The organism is Streptomyces sp. LZ34 (genome assembly GCF_053890475.1).
The window spans coordinates 628,793-653,420 of record NZ_CM132680.1 but is presented as its reverse complement, the minus strand read 5'-3'; the positions used below and the strand labels follow the sequence as shown (position 1 = coordinate 653,420).

General features: G+C 75.0%; 1 protein-coding gene (only partly in view). It reads left to right on the top strand.

Annotated features, from left to right (window positions below; genetic code table 11):
• Positions 1–24,628, top strand: the 3' portion of a protein-coding gene (locus tag ACWY4P_RS02130) for a type I polyketide synthase (RefSeq protein ID WP_456208363.1). The gene continues 4,403 nt to the left of window position 1, outside the view; only the last 24,628 of its 29,031 coding nucleotides appear in the window; the start codon falls outside the window, past its left edge; its stop codon occupies positions 24,626–24,628.

Below are 24,628 nucleotides of genomic sequence, written 5' to 3'. Positions count from 1 at the left end.
CTGGAACACCGAGGGCACGGTCCTGATCACCGGCGGCACCGGCGGTTTGGGCGCCCTGTTCGCCCGGCATCTGGCCGCCGAGCGCGGCGTACGCCATCTGCTGCTGCTCAGCCGCCGCGGCGGCGCGGCCGAGGGCGCCGCCGAGCTGGTCGCCGACCTCGCCGGCCACGGGGCGGACGCGACCGTCGTGGCCTGTGACGCGGCCGATCCCGCCGCGCTGGCCGCCGTGCTGGCGCGGGTCCCCGCCGAGCATCCGCTGACCGCGGTCGTCCACGCGGCCGGAGTGCTCGACGACGGCATGATCGGCTCGCTGACGGCCGAACGTATGGACACCGTGCTGCGGCCCAAGGCCGACGCGGCCTGGGCCCTGCACCAGGCGACCGACGGTCTTGAGCTGAGCGCGTTCATCGTCTTCTCGTCGCTGGCCGGCACCGTCGGCACCGCCGGTCAGGGCAACTACGCGGCGGCCAACGCGTTCCTGGACGCGCTCGCCCGCCACCGGAGGTCCCGGGGCCTGCCCGCCCAGTCCCTGGCCTGGGGGCCGTGGGCCCTTTCGGACGGGATGACCGGCTCCCTCACCGAGGCGGACCTGCGGCGGCTGGCGCGGATGGGTACCCCCGCCCTCTCGCCCGAGCAGGGCCTCGCCCTGTTCGACACCGCGGTCTCGGGCGGCCACCCCGTCCTGCTGCCGGTACGGTTCGACCTGGCGGCGTTGCGTGCCTCCGCCGACATACCGCATCTGCTGCGCGGGCTGATCCGCAAGGCCCACCGCCGGGCGGTGGTGGCGGGCTCGGGCGCCGCCTCGGGGCTGGCGCAGCGGCTCGCCCGGCTGGACGGCGATCAGCGCACCCGGACCGTGGTGGACCTGGTCCGGGCCCAGGTCGCCGGCGTGCTCGGCCACCCGGGTCCCGAGGCCGTGGACCCGGACCGTGCCTTCCAGGACCTGGGGTTCGACTCGCTGACCGCGATCGAGCTGCGCAACCGGCTGAGCGCGGCCACCGGGCTGCGCACCTCGGCCACCGCCGTCTTCGACTACCCCACGGTCACCGCGCTCGCCGTCCATGTACTCGACGTATTCGACGAACTCCTCGGCAGCCGTGCCGCGGCAGCCCCCGACCCGGCACGGCCGAATCCCGTCACGGCTGCCGAGGACCCCGTCGTCATCGTGGGGATGGGCTGCCGTTATCCGGGCGGCGTCGGCTCGCCCGAGGATCTGTGGCGGCTGGTCAGCGAGGGCACCGACGCGATCTCCGGGCTCCCCGCCAACCGCGGCTGGGACCTGGAGACGCTCTACGACCCGGACCCCGACCACCACGGCACCACGTACACCCGTGGGGGCGGATTCCTCCACGACGCGGGCGAGTTCGACGCGGCCTTCTTCAACATGAGCCCGCGCGAGGCGCTGGCCACCGACACCCAGCAGCGGTTGCTGCTGGAGACCTCCTGGGAGGCGGTCGAACGGGCCGGGATCGACCCGGTGTCGCTGCGCTCCAGCCGGACCGGCGTGTTCACGGGGGTGATGTACAACGACTACGGCACCGTGCTCGCGGGCGGCGGAGACTTCGAGGGCTTCCTGGGCAGCGGCACCTCCCCGAGCGTGGCCTCGGGCCGGGTGTCGTACACGCTGGGCCTGGAGGGCCCGGCGGTGACCGTGGACACCGCGTGTTCGTCCTCGCTGGTGGCCATGCACCTGGCGGCGCAGGCGCTGCGGGAGGGCGAATGCTCGCTCGCGCTCGCCGGCGGTGTCACGGTGATGTCGACACCGGCGTCGTTGATCGAGTTCTCGCGGCAGCGGGGGTTGTCGCCGGATGGGCGGTGCAAGGCGTTCGCGGAGTCGGCCGATGGTGTGGGCTGGTCCGAGGGCGTGGGCGTGGTGGTGTTGGAGCGGCTGTCCGACGCCCGCCGTAACGGGCACGAGGTGCTCGCTGTGGTGCGGGGTTCCGCGGTGAACCAGGACGGCGCGTCGAACGGTCTGACGGCGCCGAACGGTCCGTCGCAGCAGCGGGTGATCCGGCAGGCGCTGGCGAGTGGCGGTCTGTCGGCCTCGGACGTGGACGCGGTGGAGGCGCATGGCACGGGCACCACCCTGGGTGATCCCATCGAGGCGCAGGCGCTGCTGGCCACCTACGGGCGGGACCGGGACGGGGACCGGCCGTTGTGGCTGGGGTCGGTGAAGTCGAACATCGGTCATACGCAGGCCGCGGCGGGTGTGGCGGGTGTGATCAAGATGGTGATGGCCATGCGGCACGGTGTGCTTCCGGGCACGCTGCACGTGGACGCGCCGTCGTCGCATGTGGACTGGGAGACGGGCGCGGTCGAGCTGCTCACCCGGGCGGTGGAGTGGCCGTCGACGGGCCGGGTGCGCCGGGCGGGGGTGTCCTCGTTCGGGATCAGCGGCACCAACGCCCACCTGATCGTCGAACAGCCCGCGCCGTCGAGCCCCGAGCCCGAGGAGGCCGCACCCCGGGACGGCGGCCACGGTGCCGTCGTCTGGCTGCTCTCCGGCCGCGGCCGCGCGGCGCTGCGGGCCCAGGCCGCCCGCCTGGCATCCCGCGCGGACGCCGACCCCGGCCTGGACGCCACCGATGTCGCGCTCTCGCTCGCCACCACCCGCTCGGCCTTCGAGCAGCGCGCCGCGGTGGTCGCGCCGGACCGGTCCGGGCTGCTACGCGCGCTGGCCGCGCTCGCCGAGGGCCGCCCCGACCCCGCCGTGATCGAGGGCGAGGCGGGAGGCACGGACAAGCTGGCGCTGCTCTTCTCCGGCCAGGGCAGCCAGCGGCCCCGGGCGGGCCGGGAGCTGTACGCGCGGTTCCCGGTGTTCGCCCGGGCGCTGGACGAGGTCTGCGACCGGCTGGACCCGTACCTGGACCGCCCCCTGCGCGAGGTGCTGTTCGCCGACGAGGGCACGCCCGAGGCCGAACTGCTGGACCGGACCGGCTGGACGCAACCCGCCCTGTTCGCCGTCGAGGTGGCGCTCTTCCGGCTCATGCTCTCGTGGGGCGTCGAACCCGACTACGTCGCGGGCCACTCGATCGGCGAGCTGGCGGCGGCCCACGCCGCCGGTGTGCTGACCCTCCAGGACGCCTGCGCCCTGGTGGCCGCGCGGGCCCGGCTGATGCAGGCCCTGCCTGACGGCGGGGCGATGGTGTCCGTACAGGCCACCGAGGAGGAGGTGGCACCGCTGCTGGCCGGCCGGGACCACGAGCTCGCGGTCGCCGCGGTGAACGGTCCGTCCGCGCTGGTCCTCTCCGGTGACGAGGCGGCGGTTCTCGAGGTCGCGGCACACTTCCGCGACCTGGGCCGCAAGACCCGGCGGCTCCGGGTCAGCCATGCCTTCCACTCGCCCCGCATGGACGCCATGCTCGACGGCTTCGGCGAAGTGGCACGGGGCCTGGCCTACGCGGCGCCGGCCATCCCGATCGTGTCGAACGTGACCGGCGGGATCGTCACCGAGGAAGAGATCTGCTCCCCGGACTACTGGGTGGAACACGTCCGCGGGACGGTCCGCTTCGCCGACGGCGTGCGCACCCTGCGCGATGCGGGCGCGACGACCTTCCTCGAACTCGGCCCGGACGGCGTCCTGTCCGCGATGGCTGAGGACACGCTCGGCGCGGAGTCCACGGCCGAGGCGGTGCCGGCGCTGCGGGCCGACCGCGCCGAGGACCTGACGGCCGCGGCGGCCCTGGCCAGGCTGCACGTCCGCGGGGTGCGCGTGGACTGGCCCGGGTACTTCGGCGGCCGCGGAGCACGCCGTGTCGATCTGCCGACGTACGCCTTCCAACACGACTTCTACTGGCCCGACACCGCCGCGCGCACGAGCCCGGAGGCGGTCGCGGATCCGGCGGACGAGCGGCTGTGGAGCGCGGTCGAGCGCAGGGACGCCGCGGAACTGGCCACGGTGCTGGGGCTGGAGGACGAACACCACGCGTCGCTCTACGCCCTGCTGCCCGCGCTCTCCTCATGGCGTCAGAACCGGCATGAGAAGGCCGTGCTGGACTCCTGGCGGTACCAGGTGGAGTGGAAGCCGCTGCGGGTGTCCACGGCACCGGTGGCGGTCGGCACCTGGCTGGTCGTGACCGCGGACGGCGCGCCCGACGACCCGTTCGAGGACGACGTGGTGGACGCGCTGCGCGCACACGGGGCTCGTGTCCACCGGGTGGTCCTGGACGACGCGTGCGGCGACCGCGCCGTCCTGGCCGCACGGCTCGGGGACGTTCGAGGAGACGTTCAGGGGGACGCTCCAGGGGCGGAAGGCGCCGAGGACGGGGTGCGCCTCGACGAGGTGTCCGGAGTGCTCTCGCTGCTGGCCGCCGCCGAGCGCCCCGCCCCCGCGCATCCGGCCCTGCCCGCCGGTCTGGCGCTCACCGTCGCCCTGGTGCAGGCGCTCGGCGACCTCGGCGTCACCGCCCCGCTGTGGAACGCCACGCGGGGCGCCGTGTCCACCGGGCCGTCCGACCCGGTCGTCGGCCCGCTCCAGGCGGCGATCTGGGGCCTGGGACGAGCCGCCGCCCTGGAACACCCCGCGCGGTGGGGCGGACTGGTCGACCTGCCCGAGGTGCTCGACCGGCCCGCGGCCCAGCGGCTCGTGAGCGTGCTGGCCGGATCCACCGCGCCCGACTCCGTCCACCGCGACGAGGACCAGGTGGCGATCCGCGCCACCGGAGTGTCCGCCCGCAGGCTGACCCACCGCACGGTGGACGACCTGCCCGCCCCTCGCGACTTCACCGCGCGCGGCACCGTCCTGGTCACCGGCGGCACCGGCGCCCTGGGGGCCGAGGTCGCCCGGTGGCTGGCGCGCGCCGGCGCCGAACACCTGGTGCTGACGAGCCGCCGGGGCACACAGGCCCCCGGCGCGGACGAGTTGCGCGCCGAACTCGAGGCCCTGGGGGCCGGGGTGCGGATCGTGGCCTGCGACGCCGCCGACCGCGACGCGCTGGCCGCCGCCCTCGCGGACCTTCCCGCCGACTCCCCGCTCACCGGGGTCGTGCACACCGCGGGTGTCGCCTCGACCACACCTCTGGAGGGCATGGCACCCGAGGAGTTCGAGGAGGCCGTCGCGGCGAAACTGGCCGGGGCCGCCCACCTCGACGCCCTGCTGGGCGACCGCGACCTGGATCTGTTCGTGCTGTTCGGCTCCATCGCGGGAGTGTGGGGAAGCGGCGGCCAGAGCGCCTACGGCGCGGCGAACGCCTACCTGGACGCGCTGGCGGAACACCGCCGCGCCCGCGGACTCGCGGCCACCTCCGTGGCCTTCGGCCCGTGGGCCGAGTCCGGCATGGCCACCCACGACGCGATGGCGGACGGGCTCAAACGGCGCGGCCTGCGGTTCCTGGCGCCCGAGCGGGCCATGGCCGAACTGCGCCGCGCCGTGGTGCACGGCGACGCGACCGTGACCGTCGCCGACGTCGACTGGGACCGGTACCTCCCCGTCTTCACCTCCGTACGGCCGAGCCCGCTGCTCGGCGACCTGCCCGAGGCCCGGGAGCAGGCGCAGGCGGGGCAGCGGTCCGCGTCCGAGGCCGCGGACGGCGCGCCGGAGCTGGCCCGACGACTGCGCGGGCGCACCGAGGCGGAGCAGGAGCGGCTGCTGACGAGCCTGGTCCGCGGCGAGGCGGCCGCCGTGCTCGGGCACGCCTCCGCCGACGGGGTACCCGAAGAGCGTGCCTTCCGCGACCTGGGGTTCGACTCGCTGACCGCGGTGGAGCTGCGCAAGCGGCTGGTCACCCAGACCGGCCTGAGCCTGCCGAGCACCACGGCCTTCGACTACCCGAGCCCCCTGGCCCTGGCCCGGCATCTGCGCACGCTGATCCTCGGCACCGGGGCGGCCGGCGCCGGGCCCGTGGCGCTCTCCTCGGCGTACGACGACGAGCCGATCGCCATCGTCGGGATGAGCTGCCGCTTCCCCGGCGGCGTACGCTCCCCCGAACAGCTGTGGCAGCTCGTGGCCGACGGGACCGACGCCATCTCGGAGTTCCCCGCCGACCGCGGCTGGGACACCGCCGCGCTGTACGACCCCGACCCCGACCGGGCGGGCAGGACGTACTCGACACTGGGCGGCTTCCTGCACGAGGCGGGGGAGTTCGACCCGGCGTTCTTCGGGATCTCGCCGCGTGAGGCGCTGTCCATGGACCCGCAGCAGCGGCTGCTGCTGGAGACGGCCTGGGAGAGTTTCGAACGGGCCGGCATCGACCCGCGGTCACTGCGCTCCAGCCTCACCGGCAGCTTCATCGGATCGACCTTCCAGGACTACGGCACCGGTGTCGCGGACGGCACCGAGGGCCACATGGTCACCGGAAGCAGCCCCAGCGTGCTCTCCGGCCGGCTGTCCTATGTGTTCGGACTCGAAGGCCCCGCCGTCACCGTGGACACCGCGTGTTCGTCGTCATTGGTGGCCCTGCACCTGGCGTGCCGGTCGCTGCGCGAGGGGGAGAGCTCGCTCGCCCTGGTGGGCGGCGCGACCGTGATGGCCACGCCCGCCTCGTACCTCGCCTTCAGCCGCCAGCGGGCGCTGGCCGCGGACGGCCGGTGCAAGGCGTTCTCCGACACGGCCGACGGCATGACCCTGGCCGAGGGCGTCGGAGTCCTGCTGGTCGAGCGGCTCTCCGACGCCCGGCGCCACGGGCACCCGGTACTCGCGCTGGTCCGCGGTTCGGCGGTCAACCAGGACGGCGCCTCCAACGGTCTCACCGCGCCCAACGGACCGTCCCAGCAACGGGTCATCCGGCAGGCCCTGGCCAACGCGCGCCTGTCGGCGGGCGACGTGGACGCAGTCGACGCGCACGGCACCGGCACGTCGCTGGGCGACCCGATCGAGGTCCAGGCGCTCCAGGCGGTCTACGGCGAGGACCGCGCCGCGGACCGGCCGCTGCTGCTGGGCTCGGTGAAGTCCAACATCGGGCACACCCAGTCCGCGGCCGGTGTGGCAAGCGTGATCAAGATGGTCATGGCGATGCGCCACGGACTGCTGCCCAAAACCCTGCACGCCGAGCAACCGTCGTCCCATATCGACTGGTCACCCGGCACGGTGGCGCTGCTGTCCGACCCTGTCGCATGGCCGGACTCCGGAGCGCCGCGCCGCTGCGCCGTGTCCTCGTTCGGCGTGAGCGGCACCAACGCGCACGCCGTGCTCGAGCAGGCGCCCGCGACCCCGCCGCGGACCCCCGCCGAAGACCCGGTCGAGCAGGGCGCGGGGGCCCTGTCATGGGTGCTGTCGGCCCGCGGCGCCGCCGCGCTGCGGGAGCAGGCCGCCAACCTGCTCTCCCACCTGGACGGCCACCCCTGGACCACACCGGCCGACATCGCGTATTCGCTGGTCACCTCGCGGTCGCTGTTCGAACACCGGGCCGTGGTCGTCGGCGAGAGCACCGAGGACTTCCGGCGGGAACTGGAGGCGCTCGCGAAGGGCACCTCGTCGGCCGCGGTGGTGCGCGGGGTCGCCGATGTGGAGGGGAGGTCGGTGTTTGTCTTCCCGGGGCAGGGTTCGCAGTGGGCGGGTATGGGGGCCCGGCTGCTGGATGAGTCCCCGGTGTTCGGGGAGCGGTTGGGGGAGTGTGCCGCGGCTCTGGCGCCGTTTGTCGACTGGTCGTTGATGGATGTGGTGCGGCAGGTCGAGGGTGCTGTGTCGTTGGAGCGGGTGGATGTGGTGCAGCCGGTGTCGTGGGCGGTGATGGTGTCGCTGGCTGCGGTGTGGCGTTCTTGTGGTGTGGAGCCGGATGCGGTGGTGGGTCACTCTCAGGGTGAGATCGCGGCGGCGTGTGTGGCGGGTGCGCTGTCGTTGGAGGACGGCGCTCGGGTGGTGGCGTTGCGGAGTCAGGCGATCGCAGGTCGGCTTGCGGGTGCTGGGGGTATGGCGTCGGTGCCGCTGCCGGTGGCCGAGGTGGAGTCGCGGTTGGAGCGCTGGGCCGGCCGGGTGTCGGTCGCCGCTGTCAACGGGCCGCGGTCGGTGGTGGTGTCGGGTGACCGGGAGGCGCTGGACGAGCTGATCGAGGAGTTGACGGGCGAGGACGTACGGGTGCGGCGGATCGCCGTGGACTACGCCTCGCACTCCGCTCACGTTGAGGAGGTTCACGGGGAACTGCTGGAGCGACTGGCGCCGCTGTGCCCGCGCGCCTGTGAGGTGCCGTTCTTCTCCACGGTGACCGGTGACTGGCTCGACACCGCGGGCATGGACGCCGGCTACTGGTACCGCAATCTGCGGCAGACGGTGGGCTTCGAGCCGGCCATCCGGGCCCTGCTGGCCCAGGAACACCGGGCGTTCATCGAGATCAGCTCCCACCCTGTGCTCACCCTCGGGGTCCAGGAGACGGTGGACGACACCGACTGCCAGGCCGTCGTCTGCGGCACGCTGCGCCGCGACCACGGCGGTCTCGACCGCTTCCTCACCTCGCTGGCCCAGGCGTTCGTGCGCGGCGTGCCGGCCGACTGGCCGGGAACGTTCGCGGGCCGCGGCGCACAGCATGTGGAGCTGCCCACCTACGCGTTCCAGCGGGAGCACTTCTGGGCCCTGCCCGCCGGGCCGGATCCGGACGGCCGGGCGGACCCGGAGGACACCCGTTTCTGGACCGCGGTCGAGCGGGAGGACCTCGCCTCCCTGACCTCCGCCCTGCACATCGACGAGACCTCGCTGGCCGCGGTGTTGCCCGCACTGTCGTCCTGGCGCCGGCGGCGCCAGGACCGGGCCACCGTGGACAGCTGGCGGTACCGGGTCGCCTGGCGCCCGCTGCGCGGTGTGCCCACCGCGTCCCTGTCCGGCACCTGGCTGGTCGTCACCGCCGACGGCGCGCCCGACGCAGCCACCGCCGCCGACGCCGTGACGGCCGCGCTCGGCAAACACGGCGCGGCCGTACGCCGGCTGACGCTGGACGAATCCTGCGCCGACCGTGCCGTGCTGGCGGCGCGCCTCGACGGCCTCAGGGCGGCCCCCGGCGACAGCACGGGGGAGGGCACCGGGGAAGGGGCCGAGGACGGTTCCCAGGACTTCGCCGGGGTCGTCTCCCTGCTCGCCACCGCCGAGGAACCGCACAGCGGCCACCCCGCGCTGGCCGCCGGCCTCGCCCTGACCGTCGCCCTGGTCCAGGCCCTCGGCGACGCTCGCGTCGAGGCGCCGCTGTGGTGCCTCACCCGGGGCGCGGTGTCCACCGGACGCTCCGACCGCGTGGTGAGCCCCGTCCAGGCCCAGGTGCTCGGCGTCGGCTGGACGGCCGCGCTCGAGCATTCCGACCGCTGGGGCGGCCTGGTCGATCTGCCCGAGACCCTCGACCAGCGCGCCGCCCAGCGGCTGGCGGCGGTCCTGGCGGGAGCCACCGGCGAGGACCAACTCGCCATCCGCGCCTCCGGTGTGCTGGCCCGGCGTGTCGTACGCGCGCCCGCGGGTGACACCGAACCGGACAGGCCCTGGACCCCGCGCGGGACCACGCTGATCACCGGCGGCACCGGGACACTGGCGCCGCATCTGGCCCGCTGGCTGGCCGGGCAGGGGGCCGAGCACATCGTGCTGACCAGCAGGCGGGGCATGGCCGCGCCCGGCGCGCCCGCGCTCGTGGCCGAACTGGCCGAGCTGGGCGTCGAGGCCGAGGTCGCGGCGTGTGACGTCGCGGACCGCGCGGCGCTCGCCGCCCTGCTGGCGCGGCTCAAGGCCGAGGGCCGTACGGTCCGTACCGCCGTACACACGGCCGCGGCCATCGCGCTGCACAGCCTGGACGAGACCACCATGGCCGAGTTCGCCGAGGTCATCAGCGCCAAGGTGGCCGGTGCCCGGCACCTGGACGAACTGCTCGACGAGGACGAACTCGACGCCCTCGTCCTGTACTCGTCCACGGCCGGGACCTGGGGCAGCGGCCGGCACGCGGCCTATGTGGCGGGCAACGCCTTCCTCGGCGCGCTCGCCGACCACCGCCGCGCCCGAGGGCTGCCCGCCACGTCGGTGGCCTGGGGCATCTGGTCCGACGACACCCGGCTGGGCCGGGTCGACCCGGAGCAGATCCGCCGCAGCGGCCTGGTCTTCATGGACCCCGAACCGGCCCTGGCCGGACTGCGGCAGGCACTGGACGACGACGAGACCGCGCTGGTCGTGGCCGATGTCGACTGGGAGCGCTACTACCCGGTCTTCACCTCGGTGCGGCCGACGCGCCTGTTCGACGAGGTGCCCGAGGTGCGGCTGCGGGCCGAGGCGGCCGAGCCGACCGGTGGCGCCGACGGTGAGTTCGCCGCGAGGCTGCTGTCCCTGCCCGCCGCCGAGCGGGACCGGCTGCTGCTGGACCTGGTCCGTACCGAGGCGGCCGCCGTCCTGGGACACGGCTCGCCGGAGGCGCTCACGGAGGAACGGGCCTTCCGCGACATCGGGTTCGACTCGCTGACCGCGGTGGACCTGCGCAACCGGCTCGCCGCCGCCACCGGCCTGACGCTGCCGACCACCCTGGTCTTCGACCACCCGAGCCCGGCCGCCCTGGCCGCGTATCTGAGGGTCCGGACCGCCGCCGGCCAGGACGCCCCGGCCGGGGCCGCGCCCGCCCCCGCCGCGGCCGCCGACGACGAGCCCATCGCCATCATCGGCATGAGCTGCCGGTACCCGGGAGGCGTCGGCTCCCCCGAGGAACTGTGGGATCTCGTCGTCGGCGGAGGGGATGCCATCACCGGTTTCCCGGCGGACCGCGGCTGGGACGCCGAGTCCCTCTACGATCCGGACCCGGACCGCAAGGGCAGGACGTACTCCACCCAGGGCGGCTTCCTGCACGACGTGGCCGACTTCGACGCCGCGTTCTTCGGGATCTCGCCGCGCGAGGCCGTGGCGATGGACCCCCAGCAGCGGCTGCTGCTGGAGACCGCCTGGGAGGCGTTCGAACGCGCCGGCGTCGACCCGGCCACGCTGCGCGGCAGCGACACCGGGACGTTCATCGGCGCGAGCTACCAGGACTACACCACGGGCGTACGGGGGGCCGCCGAGGGCTCCGAGGGCCACATGATCACCGGCACCCTGTCCAGCGTGCTGTCGGGCCGGGTGTCCTATGTCTTCGGGCTCGAGGGCCCTGCGGTCACCCTCGACACGGCGTGCTCGTCCTCGCTGGTGGCGCTGCATCTGGCCTGCCAGTCGCTGCGTGACGGGGAGAGCTCCCTCGCGCTGGCGGGCGGCGTCAGCGTCATGGCCACCCCCAGTGCGTTCGTGGGCTTCAGCAGGCAGCGGGCGATGGCCGTCGACGGCCGGTGCAAGGCGTACTCCGACACGGCCGACGGCATGAGCCTGGCCGAGGGCGTCGGCCTCGTCCTGATCGAGCGGCTGTCCGACGCGCGGCGCAACGGCCACCCGGTGCTCGCCCTGGTGCGCGGCTCCGCGATCAACCAGGACGGCGCGTCGAACGGGCTGACCGCCCCCAACGGCCCGGCACAGCAGCGGGTGATCCGGCAGGCCCTGGCCAACGCCCGGCTGACCGCGGGAGAGGTCGACGCGATCGAGGGCCATGGCACGGGCACCGCGCTCGGCGACCCGATCGAGGCCCAGGCGCTGCTGGCCACCTACGGGCAGAACCGCGAGCGCCCGCTGCTGCTCGGGTCGGTCAAGTCCAACATCGGCCACACCCAGATGGCCTCCGGCGTGGCTGGCGTGATCAAGATGGTCATGGCGATGCGCCGGGGACTGCTGCCCCCCACCCTCCACGTCGACCGGCCCTCCTCCCATGTGGACTGGTCGGCCGGCGCCATCGAACTGCTCACCGAACCGGCCGAGTGGCCCGCCAGCGGGCATCCCCGGCGGGCGGCCGTCTCCTCCTTCGGTCTCAGCGGCACCAACGCCCACACCGTGCTCGAACAGGCACCCGGGGCGGCGGAGCCCGCGGAGCCTGCCGAGCAGTACACCCCCGGCAGGCCGGTGCCCGTCACCCTGTCCGCCCGCGGCGATGACGCCCTGCCCGCCCAGGCGGCCCGGCTGCTGTCTCTGCTGGAGACACGGCCCGAACTGCGCCTGACGGATGTGGCCTTCTCCCTGGCCACCACCCGCTCCGCGCTGGAGCGCCGCGCCACGGTCGTGGCGGCGGACCGGGCGGAGTTGCTGAGCGGTCTCGCCGCGCTGCGCGACGGCGCCCCGCACGGCGCGCTCGTCCAGGGAGGCGCGGCCGGCGGCCGGACCGCCTTCCTCTTCTCGGGCCAGGGCAGTCAGCGGGCCGGGATGGGCCGGGAGCTGTACGCGTCCTTCCCGGTGTTCGCCGAGGCGCTGGACGAGATGTGCGCGCATCTGGACGGCCACCTCGAACGGCCGCTGCGCGAGGTGCTGTTCGCCGAGGAGGGCTCGGCGGAAGCGGGGCTCATGGACCGGACGGGCTGGACCCAGCCCGCCCTGTTCGCCGTCGAGGTGGCGCTGTACCGCCTCGTCGAGTCCTGGGGGATCACGGCCGACTATCTGGCGGGGCATTCGATCGGCGAGATCGCGGCCGCGCATGTGGCGGGGGTGCTGTCGCAGGCGGACGCGTGCGCGCTGGTGGCGGCACGGTCCCGGCTGATGGAGCGGCTGCCCTCGGGCGGGTGCATGGTGGCGCTCCAGGCGGCGGAGGACGAGGTCGTCCCCCATCTGGCCGAGGGGGTGTCGATCGCGGCGGTGAACGGGCCCCGCTCGGTGGTGGTGGCAGGCGAGGAGTCCGCGGTCGCGCGGGTCGTCGCGCGGTTCGCGGAGGAGGGCCGCAAGACCGCGCGGCTGACCGTCAGCCATGCCTTCCACTCGCCGTTGATGGAGCCGATGCTGGACGGGTTCCGGCAGGTGGCGGAGGGGCTTTCGTACCAGGCCCCGCGCATCGCCCTGGTCTCGAATCTGACCGGAGGGCCGGCCTCGGCCGAGGAGGTGTGCTCGCCGGAGTACTGGGTGGAGCACGTCCGTCGCACCGTGCGGTTCGCCGACGGGGTGGAGTGGCTGGCCGGGCAGGGCGTCACCGCCTTCCTGGAGCTGGGCCCCGACGGGGTGCTGAGCGCGATGGCCCAGGAGAGCCTGGCGGACCGGCCCAGCGCGCTGCTCCCGGTGCTCCGCAAGGACCGTGCCGAGGTGTCCGCGATCGTCTCCGCGCTGGCGCGGCTGCACACGCACGGCGTGGCCGTGGACTGGACGGCCTTCTTCGCCGGATCCGGGGCGCACCGGATCGACCTGCCCACCTATGCGTTCCAGCGTCGCCGCTTCTGGCCCGAGACCGGCGTCGGGGCGGGCGGCGACGGTGTGCCCGACGCGGCGCGGGCCGAGGACGCCGAGTTCTGGTCGGCCGTGGAGCGGGCCGACCTGGAGTCGCTGGCCTCGGCCCTCGACCTGGACGACGGCGTCCTGACGGCGATGGTGCCCGCGCTGTCGACCTGGCGCAGGCAGCGTCGCGACCGGACCGCCACCGACAGCTGGCGCTACCGCGTCACCTGGAAGCCCGTCACCGGCAACGCGTCCGGGGCGCCCGTGCTCGCGGGGCGCTGGCTGGTCGTGGCGCCGCCCGGCGCGGCCGAGGACGCGTGGGCGCGCTCGGTCGTCGACGGCCTCGCTGTGCCGACCGTCCTGGTCGAGTCCGCGGCCGAGGACCGGGCCACGCTGGCCGGGCTGCTGAGCCGGGCGGACAGCGACCGGGCGAACACCGGGGACGCAGGGTTTACCGGCGTCCTGGCGCTGCCCGCGCACACCACGCCCGCGGACGAGGGGTATCCGGCCACCGCCGCGGCACGGGCCGCCACGGTGGTGCAGGCCCTGGGCGACGCGGGCATCGAGGCCCCGCTGTGGTGCCTCACCCGGGGCGCCGTGTCGATCGGCCGCTCCGAGCCGGTCCTCGATCCCGCGCAGGCCGCGGTGTGGGGGCTGGGCCGGGTGGCGGCGCTGGAACACCCGGAGCGCTGGGGCGGTCTCGTCGACCTGCCCGCGGAGCCCGACCCGAAGGCGGCACGCCGGCTCGCCGGGGTGCTGGACCGGGCCGGCGGCGAGGACCAGGTGGCGGTGCGCGCCTCCGGCAGCTACGTACGGCGGCTGACCCGAGTCGCGGCCGAACCGGCCGTCGAGCCAGGGGAGTTCACCCCGACCGGCACCGTACTGATCACCGGTGGCACCGGCGCGCTCGGCGGGCACCTCGCCCGATGGCTGGCCGCCGAGGGCGCCGCCCATCTGGTGCTCCTCAGCCGCCGGGGGCCGCGCGCGCCGGGCGCTGACGCGCTCGCCCGGGAGCTGACCGAGCTCGGCGCCCAGGTCACCATCGAGGCCTGCGACGCCGCGGACCGCGACGCGCTGGCCGCCGTGCTGGACCGGATCCCCGCCGACACCCCGCTGACGGCCGTGATCCACACCGCCGGCGTCCTCGACGACGGGGTGGTGGACGCCCTCACCCCGGACCGGTTCACCGCCGTGATGCGGTCGAAGGCGCAGGCCGCCCGCAACCTCGACGAGCTGACCGAGGACCGTGACCTCGCCGCGTTCGTCCTGTTCTCCTCGGTCGCCGGCACCATAGGGGCCCCCGGGCAGGGCAACTACGCCGCGGCCAACGCCTATCTGGACGCCCTGGCCCAGCACCGGCGGGCCCGCGGTCTGACCGCCACGTCCATCGCCTGGGGACCGTGGGCCGAGGCCGGGATGGTGGCCGACGGCGCGGCGCTGGAGGGCCGCGTCCGCAGGGGCGGCTACACGCCGCTGCCCCCGCGGCTGGCCGTCGCCGCGCTCCGGCAGGCGCTCGAACGCGACGAGCGGGTGCTGACCGTCGCCGACATCGACTGGGACCGCTTCCTCGGCGCGTTCGCCACGGCACGGCCCGCGCCCCTGGTGGCGGACCTGCCGGAGGTACGGCGCGCCCGGGAGGCAACGGACACCGGCCCGGGCGGCGCGCCGTCGGCCGGGCAGGGGCTGCGCGGCCGGCTGACGAGCCTGCCCGAGACCGAGCGGGGCGCGTTCGTGCTCGACCTGCTGCGCGGTCGGGTGGCCGCCGTACTCGGACACGGCGACACCGCGGCCATCGCCCCCGATCAGGCCTTCCGGGATCTGGGCTTCGACTCGCTCACCACGGTCGAGCTGCGCAACGCGCTGTCGGCGGAGACCGGGCTCACCCTGCCGTCCTCCCTGGTCTACGACTACCCCACGCCGTACGCGCTGGCGGACTTCCTGCTCGCCGAGGTGCTCGGCGCGGCGGCGGACACCTCCACGGCCCCGGCGCTTTCCGCGGCGCCTTCCGTGGCCGACGACCCGATCGCCATCGTCGGCGTCAGCTGCCGGTTCCCCGGCGGTGTGGCGTCACCGGAGGACCTGTGGCGGCTGCTAGCCGACGGCGGCGACGGCATCACCCCGTTCCCCACCGACCGGGGATGGGACCTCGACGCCCTCGCGGGCGGCGACTCCGCCACACGGGAGGGCGGCTTCCTGCCCGACGCGGGCGACTTCGACGCCGCGTTCTTCGGCATCTCCCCGCGCGAGGCCCTCGCCATGGACCCCCAACAGCGGCTGCTGCTGGAAACCTCCTGGGAGGCGCTGGAGCGGGCCGGGATCGACCCCGCCACGCTCCGGGGCAGCGACGCGGGCGTCTTCGTGGGCACCAATGGGCAGGACTACGCGGGCGTGCTGCGCAAGGCCACCGCCGATGTGCGCGGACACGTGGCCACCGGCAACACGGCCAGCGTCATGTCCGGCCGCCTGTCGTACACCCTGGGGCTCGAAGGACCGGCGGTCACGGTCGACACCGCCTGCTCGTCCTCGCTGGTGTCGCTGCACTGGGCGGCCCAGGCGCTGCGGCGCGGTGAGTGCTCACTCGTCCTGGCCGGCGGCGTCTCGGTGATGTCGAGCCCGGACTCCTTCACCGAGTTCAGTGTGCAGGGCGGACTGGCCCCGGACGGCCGGTGCAAGGCGTTCGCCGACGCCGCCGACGGCACCGCCTGGTCCGAGGGCGTCGGGGTGCTGGTCCTGGAGCGGCTCTCGGACGCCGTACGCAACGGGCACGAGGTCTGGGGCCTGGTGCGCGGCACCGCGGTCAACCAGGACGGCGCGTCCAACGGGCTGACGGCGCCCAACGGCCCCGCGCAGCAGCGGGTGATCCGGCAGGCCCTGTCCGACGCAGGCCTGTCGGCCCCGGACGTGGACGCGGTGGAGGCACACGGCACCGGCACCACCCTGGGCGACCCCATCGAGGCACACGCCCTGCTCGCCACCTACGGCCGAGAGCGCCGGGAACCGCTGCTGCTGGGCACCGTGAAGTCCAACATCGGCCACACTCAGGCCGCGGCCGGGGTGGCCGGTGTGATCAAGATGGTCATGGCGATGCGGCACGGTGTGCTGCCCCGGACCCTGCATGTGGACACGCCGTCCTCGCACGTCGACTGGGCATCGGGCGCGGTGTCGCTGGTACGCGAGGCCACGCCGTGGCCGGAGACGGGCCGGCCGTGGCGGGCCGGTGTGTCGGCCTTCGGCGTCAGCGGCACCAACGCCCATGTGATCGTCGAGCAGGCGCCCGCGGCCGAACTCCCAGCGCCGCACGAGCCCGCGGAGAGGGACACCGGGCCCGTCCCGGCCGTGGTGCCGTGGGTGGTCTCGGGCCGCGGCGACCAGGGCTTGAGTGCGCAGCTCGACCGGCTGAGGTCTTTTGTCGATGGTTTCGTCGACGGGAGCGATCCGCGGCCGTCCCCCGTGGACGTGGGGTACACGCTGGCCCTCGGCCGCCCGGCGTTCGAGCACCGCGCGGTGCTGCTGGTCACGGGCGACGGGGCCACGGGCGACGGGGTCACGGAGGCGGCTCGCGGGGTGATACGCGCCCCCGGTGGCAAGACGGCGTTCCTCTTCTCGGGCCAGGGCAGCCAGCGCCCCGGCATGGGACGGCGGCTCTACAACCGCTTCCCGGCCTTCGCCGACGCACTGGACGACGTACTGGCCCATCTGGACGTGGAGCTGGACCGCCCGCTGCGGGAGGTGATGTTCGCCGACGCCGGGACGGCCGGGGCGGAGCTGCTGGACCGTACGGGATACACCCAGCCGGCCCTGTTCGCCGTCGAAGTGGCCCTGTTCCGGCTGCTGGAGTCGTGGGGCGTACGACCGGACCTGCTCGCCGGCCACTCCATCGGGGAACTGGCGGCGGCCCACGCCGCCGGGGTGTTCTCGCTCGCCGACGCGTGCCGGCTGGTGGCGGCGCGCGCACGGCTGATGGAGGCGCTGCCGTCCGGTGGCGCGATGGTCTCGCTGGAGGCCGCCGAGGACGAGGTCGCCCCCCTGCTGGCCGGACACCGGGAGCTGGTCTCCGTCGCGGCGGTCAACGGCCCCGCCGCGACGGTGATCGCCGGTGACGAGGAGGCGGTGGCACGGATCGCCGCACGGCTGGAGTCCCGCGGGCGCAGGGCCAGGCGGCTGCGGGTCTCGCACGCCTTCCACTCGCCGCTGATGGAGCCGATGCTCGAACCGTTCGCCACGGTGGCCGGACACCTGGCGTACCAGGAGCCGCGGATCCCCGTCGTCTCCACCCTGACCGGCCGTCTCGCCACGGCCGAGGAGCTGTGCTCCCCCGGCTACTGGGTGCGCCAGGTGCGGGAGACCGTGCGGTTCGCCGACGGCGTACGTACCCTGCGGGACGCGGGCGCGACCGCCTTCGTCGAGCTGGGCCCGGACCGGGTGCTGGCCGCGATGGCCCGGCATACGCTGGCCGACGAGCGGCCCGAACCGCTGGTGGCCCCACTGCTGCGCGCGGACCGCGACGAGGAGCGCGAGGTCACGGCGGTGCTGGGCGCGCTGCATGTGCACGGGGTGCCGGTGGACTGGGCGGCGTACTTCGGCGGCACCGGCGCGCGCCGGACCACTCTGCCGACGTACGCCTTCCAGCGTGAGCGGTTCTGGCCCGAGTTGCCGCCGGGCACGGCGGGGCCGTCGGCGGCCGACCCGGTGGACGCGGAGTTCTGGTCGGCCGTGGAGCGGGAGGACCTGGAGTCGCTGGCGTCCACGCTGGAGGTGGACGGCGACTCGCTGACCGCGGTCCTGCCCGCGCTCTCGTCCTGGCGCCGGTCCCGCCACGACGAGTCGGTCGTGGACGGCTGGCGCTACGAGGAGAGTTGGACACCGCTGACCGGGCCGGCCTTCGCCGGAACGCCGTCCGGCGCCCCGGAGGGGACCTGGCTCTTGGCGGTCCCCGCCACCGGCGACACCGGCGAGGCCGCGGCGGTCGACGAGGAGTGGATCGCGGCCGTCGCCGAGGCGTTGGGCCAGGGGGAATCGGGCCCCGTACGCATCGAGGTGGCGGACGCCGACCGGGCCGCCCTGGCCGCACGGCTCGGGGAAGTACGCGATGGCGAGGGCCGGTTCGCGGGCGTGCTGTCCCTGCTCGCCCTCGGGCGGACCGGGGCCGGGTCCACCGCGCCGACGCAGACCTGCACGCTGATACAGGCGTTGGGCGACGCGGGCATCGAGGCACCGCTGTGGTGCGCGACCCTGGGCGCGGTCAGCGTGGGCCGCGGTGACGCTCCGGCGGATCCGGGGCAGGCCGCGGTGTGGGGCCTGGGAAGGGTGGCGGCGCTGGAACACCCGGAGCGCTGGGGCGGCCTCGTCGACCTGCCCGGCTCCCTCGACCAGCGGGCCCGCGCCCGGCTCGCGGCCGTACTGGCAGGCGGTGCGGGCGACCCCGCGGAGGACCAGGTCGCGGTGCGCGCCACCGGGGTGTTCGGCCGGCGTCTGGTGCGGGCCGCGGCGCCGGTCCCCGACGGGCGGTGGCAGCCGCGGGGCACCGTCTGGATCACCGGCGGCACCGGTGCGACCGGCGGGCAGCTCGCCCGGTGGCTGGCCGCGGAGGGGGCCGGGCATCTGGTGCTGACCAGCCCGCCGGACCCCGACGCACCCGGCACCGCCGAACTGATCGCCGAACTCGCCGAGTCGGGCGCCCGGGTGACCGCGCGGGCGTGTGACCCGGCCGACCGAGCCGCCCTGGCGGCGCTGCTCGACGAGTTCCCGCCGGACGCGGTCGTGCACGCGGGGCAGCCGGAGCTGTCGCCCGTCCCGCCCGGCGACATGGACCGGATCGCCGCGCTCGAACCCGGAGAGCTCGCAGCGGCGGTGGTGGACCGGATCGCGGCCGCGGCACACCTCGACGAGCTGCTGGGCGACCGGCCCTTGGACGCCTTCGTGCTGCTCACCTCGGTCGCGGGGGTATGGGGCGTGGCAGGGCGGGCCGCCGACGCCGCTGTGGACGCCGCCCTCGAAGCGCTGGCCCGCCGGCGCCGGGCGAGCGGGGCCGCGGCCACCTCGGTGGCATGGAGCGCCTGGGCAGCCAGGTCGGCGTCCGACACCGCCACGCCCGACGGGATGGCGGCACATCTGCGGCTCAGCGGACTGCCCGCCCTGCCGCCGCGGCTCGCGGTGACCGCGCTGGGCCGGGCGGTGGACGGCGAGCGGGGCGCGGTGACGATCGCGGACGTGGCCTGGGACCGGTTCGCCCCGGCGTTCACCGCCGTACGCCCGAGCGCGCTGTTCGCCGCGCTGCCCGAGGCCCGTACGGCGCTGGAGTCCGCGGCGGCCGGACGGGAAACCGGCGGGCCCGGCGCCACGAGCACGACGGCCGCGCTGCGGACCCGGCTGCTGGGCCTGCCCGGCGTCCAGCGTTCCCACGTCCTGCTGGACCTGGTGCGCGGCCAGGTCGCCGAGGTGCTGGGCCACCTGGGTGCCGAGGCGATCGAGGCCGACCGCGCCTTCTCGGACCTCGGGTTCGACTCGCTGACCGCGGTGGACCTGCGCAACCAGCTGGCCCAGGCCACCGGTCTGCCCCTGCCCACCACCCTCGCCTTCGACCACCCGACCCCGCTGGCGCTCGCCGGCCACCTGCACGCCGAGCTGCTCGGGCAGGACGGCGACGACGACACGACGGAGCCGTCCGCCCGCACCGCCGACGACCCGATCGTGATCGTCGGCATGAGCTGCCGCTACCCCGGCGGCGTGCGCTCGCCCGAAGACCTGTGGCAGCTGGTCGTGGACGAGGCCGACGCCATCGGCCACCTGCCCACCGACCGCGGCTGGGACCTCGACACGCTGGGTGGCGGCACCCCGGGCGGACGCGGACGCAGCACCGCCCGGTCAGGCGGGTTCCTCTACGACGCCGCCGACTTCGACCCGGGCTTCTTCGGCATCGCGCCGCGCGAGGCCATGGTGATGGACCCGCAGCAGCGGCTGGTGCTGGAGGCCGCGTGGGAGGCGCTGGAGCGGACCGGTGTCGACCCGCACACACTGCGCGGTGGCGACACGGGCGTCTTCGTCGGCGCCACCAGCGGCGACTACCGCCCGCCCGCCGACCAGCGCGGCCACGCCCAGACCGCGCAGGCGGCCAGCCTGATCTCCGGCCGTCTCTCCTACAGCTTCGGCCTGGAGGGTCCGGCGGTGACCGTGGACACCGCCTGCTCCTCGTCACTGGTGGCCCTGCATCTGGCCGCCCAGGCGCTGCGCTCGGGCGAATGCTCGCTGGCGCTGGCCGGTGGGGTGACGGTGATGTCCACGCCGGTGGGTTTCGTGGAGTTCAGCGAAATGGGCGCCCTGTCAGCCGACGGCAGGTGCAAGGCGTTCGCCGAGGCCGCGGACGGCACGGGCTGGTCCGAGGGCGTCGGCATGCTCGTGGTGGAGCGGATGTCCGACGCCCGGCGCAACGGCCACCGCGTGCTGGCGGTCCTGCGCGGCTCGGCGGTCAACCAGGACGGCGCCTCGAACGGGCTGACCGCGCCCAACGGCCCCTCGCAGCGCCGCGTCATCCGCCGCGCCCTCGCGAGCGCCGGGCTGTCCCCCGCGGACGTGGACGTGGTCGAGGCCCATGGCACCGGCACCACCCTCGGCGACCCGATCGAGGCCCAGGCGCTGCTGGCCACCTACGGTCAGGACCGCGAGCGGCCCCTGCTGCTCGGCTCGGTCAAGTCCAACATCGGGCATACGCAGTCGGCGGCGGGCGTCGCCGGTGTGATCAAGACGGTCATGGCGATGCACCACGGTGTGGTGCCCAGGACCCTCCATCTGGACGCACCCACCTCGCATGTGGACTGGTCCGCCGGCGCCGTGGAACTGGCCGCCGAGGCCACCGGCTGGCCGCGGACCGGGCGGCCGCGCCGGGCCGGGATCTCCTCGTTCGGGGCCAGCGGCACCAACGCCCACGCGATCATCGAGCAGGCCCCCGACGACGAGCCCGTCAGGACCCCGGGCGCGCCGCGGCGCGACGACGCGCTGTGGCCCGTCGCCCTGTCGGCCCGCACCCCCCAGGCACTGCGCGACCAGGCCCGGCTGATGCTCCGCCAGGTCGCCACGGACCCGGATCTCGGCCTCGCCGACCTGGCGTTCTCGCTGGCCGCCGGCCGGTCGGCCTTCGAGGCACGGGCCGCCGTGCTGGGCGCGGACCGTGACGAGTTGCTCGAAGGCCTGGAGGCGGTGGCGGATGGACGCCCGTCCCCACGGGTGATCGAGGACACCGCGGCCGGGGGCCGGACCGCCTTCCTCTTCTCGGGCCAGGGCAGCCAGCGTGCCGGGATGGGCCGGGAGCTGTACGAGACCTACCCGGTGTTCGCCGAGGCGTTCGACGTGGTGTGCGCCCATCTGGACGCCCACCTCGAACGGCCGCTGGCCGAGGTGGTGTTCGCGGAGGCCGGGTCGGCCGAGGCGGAGCTGCTGGACGAGACGCGGTGGACCCAGCCCGCGCTGTTCGCGGTCGAGGTGGCGCTGTTCCGGCTGCTGGAGTCCTGGGGAATCGTCCCGGACTACCTGGCGGGGCACTCCATCGGCGAGATCGCGGCGGCCCATGTGGCGGGCGTCTTCACGCTGGCGGACGCGTCTGCCCTGGTGGCGGCGCGCGGCCGGCTGATGCAGGAACTGCCCTCCGGGGGAGCGATGGTGGCGTTGCAGGCCACCGAGGAGGAGGTGGCTCCGCATCTGGGGGAACGGGTTTCGGTCGCGGCCGTCAACGGTCCGCGGTCGGTGGTCGTGGCGGGTGACGAGGGCGCCGTACTGGACCTGGCGGCCCGGTTCGAGGGGCAGGGCCGCAAGGCCAGGCGGCTGACGGTCAGCCATGCGTTCCACTCCGCGCTGATGGAGCCGATGCTGGCCGAGTTCGGCCGGATCGTCGGAGGCCTGTCGATCGAGGCGCCACGGATCGCGCTGGTGTCCAACCTGACGGGCGACGTGGTGTCGGCCGAGCGGGTGTGCGCGCCGGAGTACTGGGTGGAGCACATCCGCCGTACGGTGCGGTTCGCCGACGGCGTCAGCCTGCTCGCGGCCCAGGGCGTCACCACCTTCCTGGAGGTGGGTCCCGACGCAGTACTGACCGCCATGGCGCAGGAAACCCTCGGCGAACGGTCGGCCGACGCCCTGCTCGTACCCGCGTTGCGCAGGACGCGCGACGAGGAGACCGCCCTGGTCTCGGCCGTGGCCCGGCTGCACACGCACGGTGTCGGCGTCGACTGGGCGGGCTTCTTCGCCTCCTCCGGGGCCCGACGGGTCGACCTGCCCACCTACCCCTTCCAGCACCAGCGTTTCTGGCCCGAGAACCCCGAGAACTCCGAGATCGCAGCCCGTCGGGAGGCCGCCACGGCCCCGGATACGGCGGACGCGGACTTCTGGGCCATCGTGGAGCGGGCCGACCGGGCGGACATCGCCTCGCTGGCGACGGCACTGGACGTCGAGGACGAGGCGCTGACGAAGGTCCTGCCCGCGCTCTCGTCCTGGCGCCGTCGGCGCCACGAGCAGTCCGTCGTGGACGGCTGGCGCTACCGGATCGGCTGGAAGCCACTCACCGGCCCGGCACCGGCCGCCCCCTCGGGGACATGGCTCGCCGTGGTCCCGGCCGGACACGCCGAGGACCCCTGGGTGAACGCGGTGGTCGAGGCGCTGGGCACCGAGGTGGTACGGCTGGAGATCACCGAGGACGCCGGACCGGACCGCACGGCGGTGGCCGAGCGGCTGCGCGAGCTGATCGCCGAGGGGCCCGGGCCGGCCGGCGTGGTGTCGCTGCTCGCCCTGGCCGACTCCGCGGGTCCGGTCGTCCCGCCGGGACTCGCCCTGACCGCCGTACTGGTGCAGGCCCTGGGCGACGCCGGGATCGAGGCCCCGCTGTGGTGTGTCACCCGGGGCGCGGTGTCGACCGGCCGGACGGAGAGGCTGACCAGTCCGCGGCAGGCCGCGGTGTGGGGGCTCGGCCGGGTGGCCGCGCTCGAACATCCGCGGCGCTGGGGCGGGTTGGGCGATCTGCCCGAAGAGCTGGACGGACGGACGGCCGCCCGGTTCGCCGGGGTGGTGGCGCAGCCCGGCGGAACGGAGTCGGCAGAGGACCAGGTCGCGGTGCGCGCGTCGGGCGTGTTCGGCCGCCGACTGCAACGGCCGGCCGGCGCCCCGCCCGAGGACGGCTGGATCCCCTCGGGCACGGTGCTGGTCACCGGGGGCACCGGGACACTGGGCGGCCATGTCGCCCGGTGGCTGGCGAGCGACGGCGCCGAGCACATCCTGCTGGCCAGCCGCAGCGGCCCCGAGGCCGAAGGCGCCGAGGAGCTGCGCTCCGAGCTGGCCGGGCTGGGAGCCCGGGTGTCGATCGTGTCCTGCGACGCGGCCGACCGCCGACAGATGGCGGACCTGCTGGCGGGCATCCCCGACGAGTGCCCGCTGACCGCCGTGGTGCACGCGGCGGGGGTGCTGGACGACGGGGTCCTCGACGGTCTGTCGCCCCAGCGGTTCGAGGCGGTGTTCCGGTCCAAGGTGGAGTCGGCGGCCGTACTGGACGAGCTGACCCGGGACCTGGACCTTACGGCATTCGTACTGTTCTCCTCCGCGTCCGGTGCCGTGGGCAACGCCGGCCAGGCCAACTACGCGGCCGCCAACGCGGTGTTGGACGCACTGGCCGAGCGGCGCCGGGACCAGGGCCTGCCCGCCACCTCGGTGGCCTGGGGCGCCTGGGCCGGTGGCGGCATGGCGGCGAGCGCCCGTGCCGAGGAGACGTCGCACCGCACCGGGGTGGCCGCGATGGCCCCGGAGGCGGCGCTGTCGGCCCTGCGTATCGCGGTGGGCTCCGAGGAACCCGCCTCCGTGGTCGCCGACATCGACCAGGCCCGGTTCATCCACGCCTTCACCACCCCGCGGCCCAGCCCACTGCTGCGGGACCTGCCCCGGTACGCGGAGCTGACCGCGGGCGCCGTCGTCTCCTCGCGGGACCAGGCGTCGGCCGCGGCCGAACTGCGGGAGCGGCTGCTCGGACGGTCGGCGGCGGAACGACCCCGGATGGTGCTGGACCTGATCCGCGGCCAGGTCGCCGCGGTGCTGGGGTATGCGGGGCCGGAGGCCGTCGGCGCCGACCGGGCGTTCAAGGACCTCGGGTTCGACTCGCTGGCCGCGATCGAGCTGCGCAACCAGCTCACCGCGACCACCGGGCTGAGCCTGCCCGCCACACTCGTCTTCGACCACCCCACGCCCGTCGCCCTCGCCGAGCATGTGCTGCGGGAACTCGTCCCCGAGACGGGCGGCGGTTCCCCCGCCGACGAGCGGGAGAACGAGATCCGGGCGCTGCTGACCTCCGTACCCCTCGCCCGGCTGCGGGAGGTCGGGTTGCTGGAGCCCCTGCTGCAACTGGCCGGGCACCCGGGGGCGACGGCGGACGAGGCTCCGGCGGAGTCGATCGACGCGATGGACCTGGACGATCTGGTCAGGGCGGCGCTCGACGGCAACACGAACTGA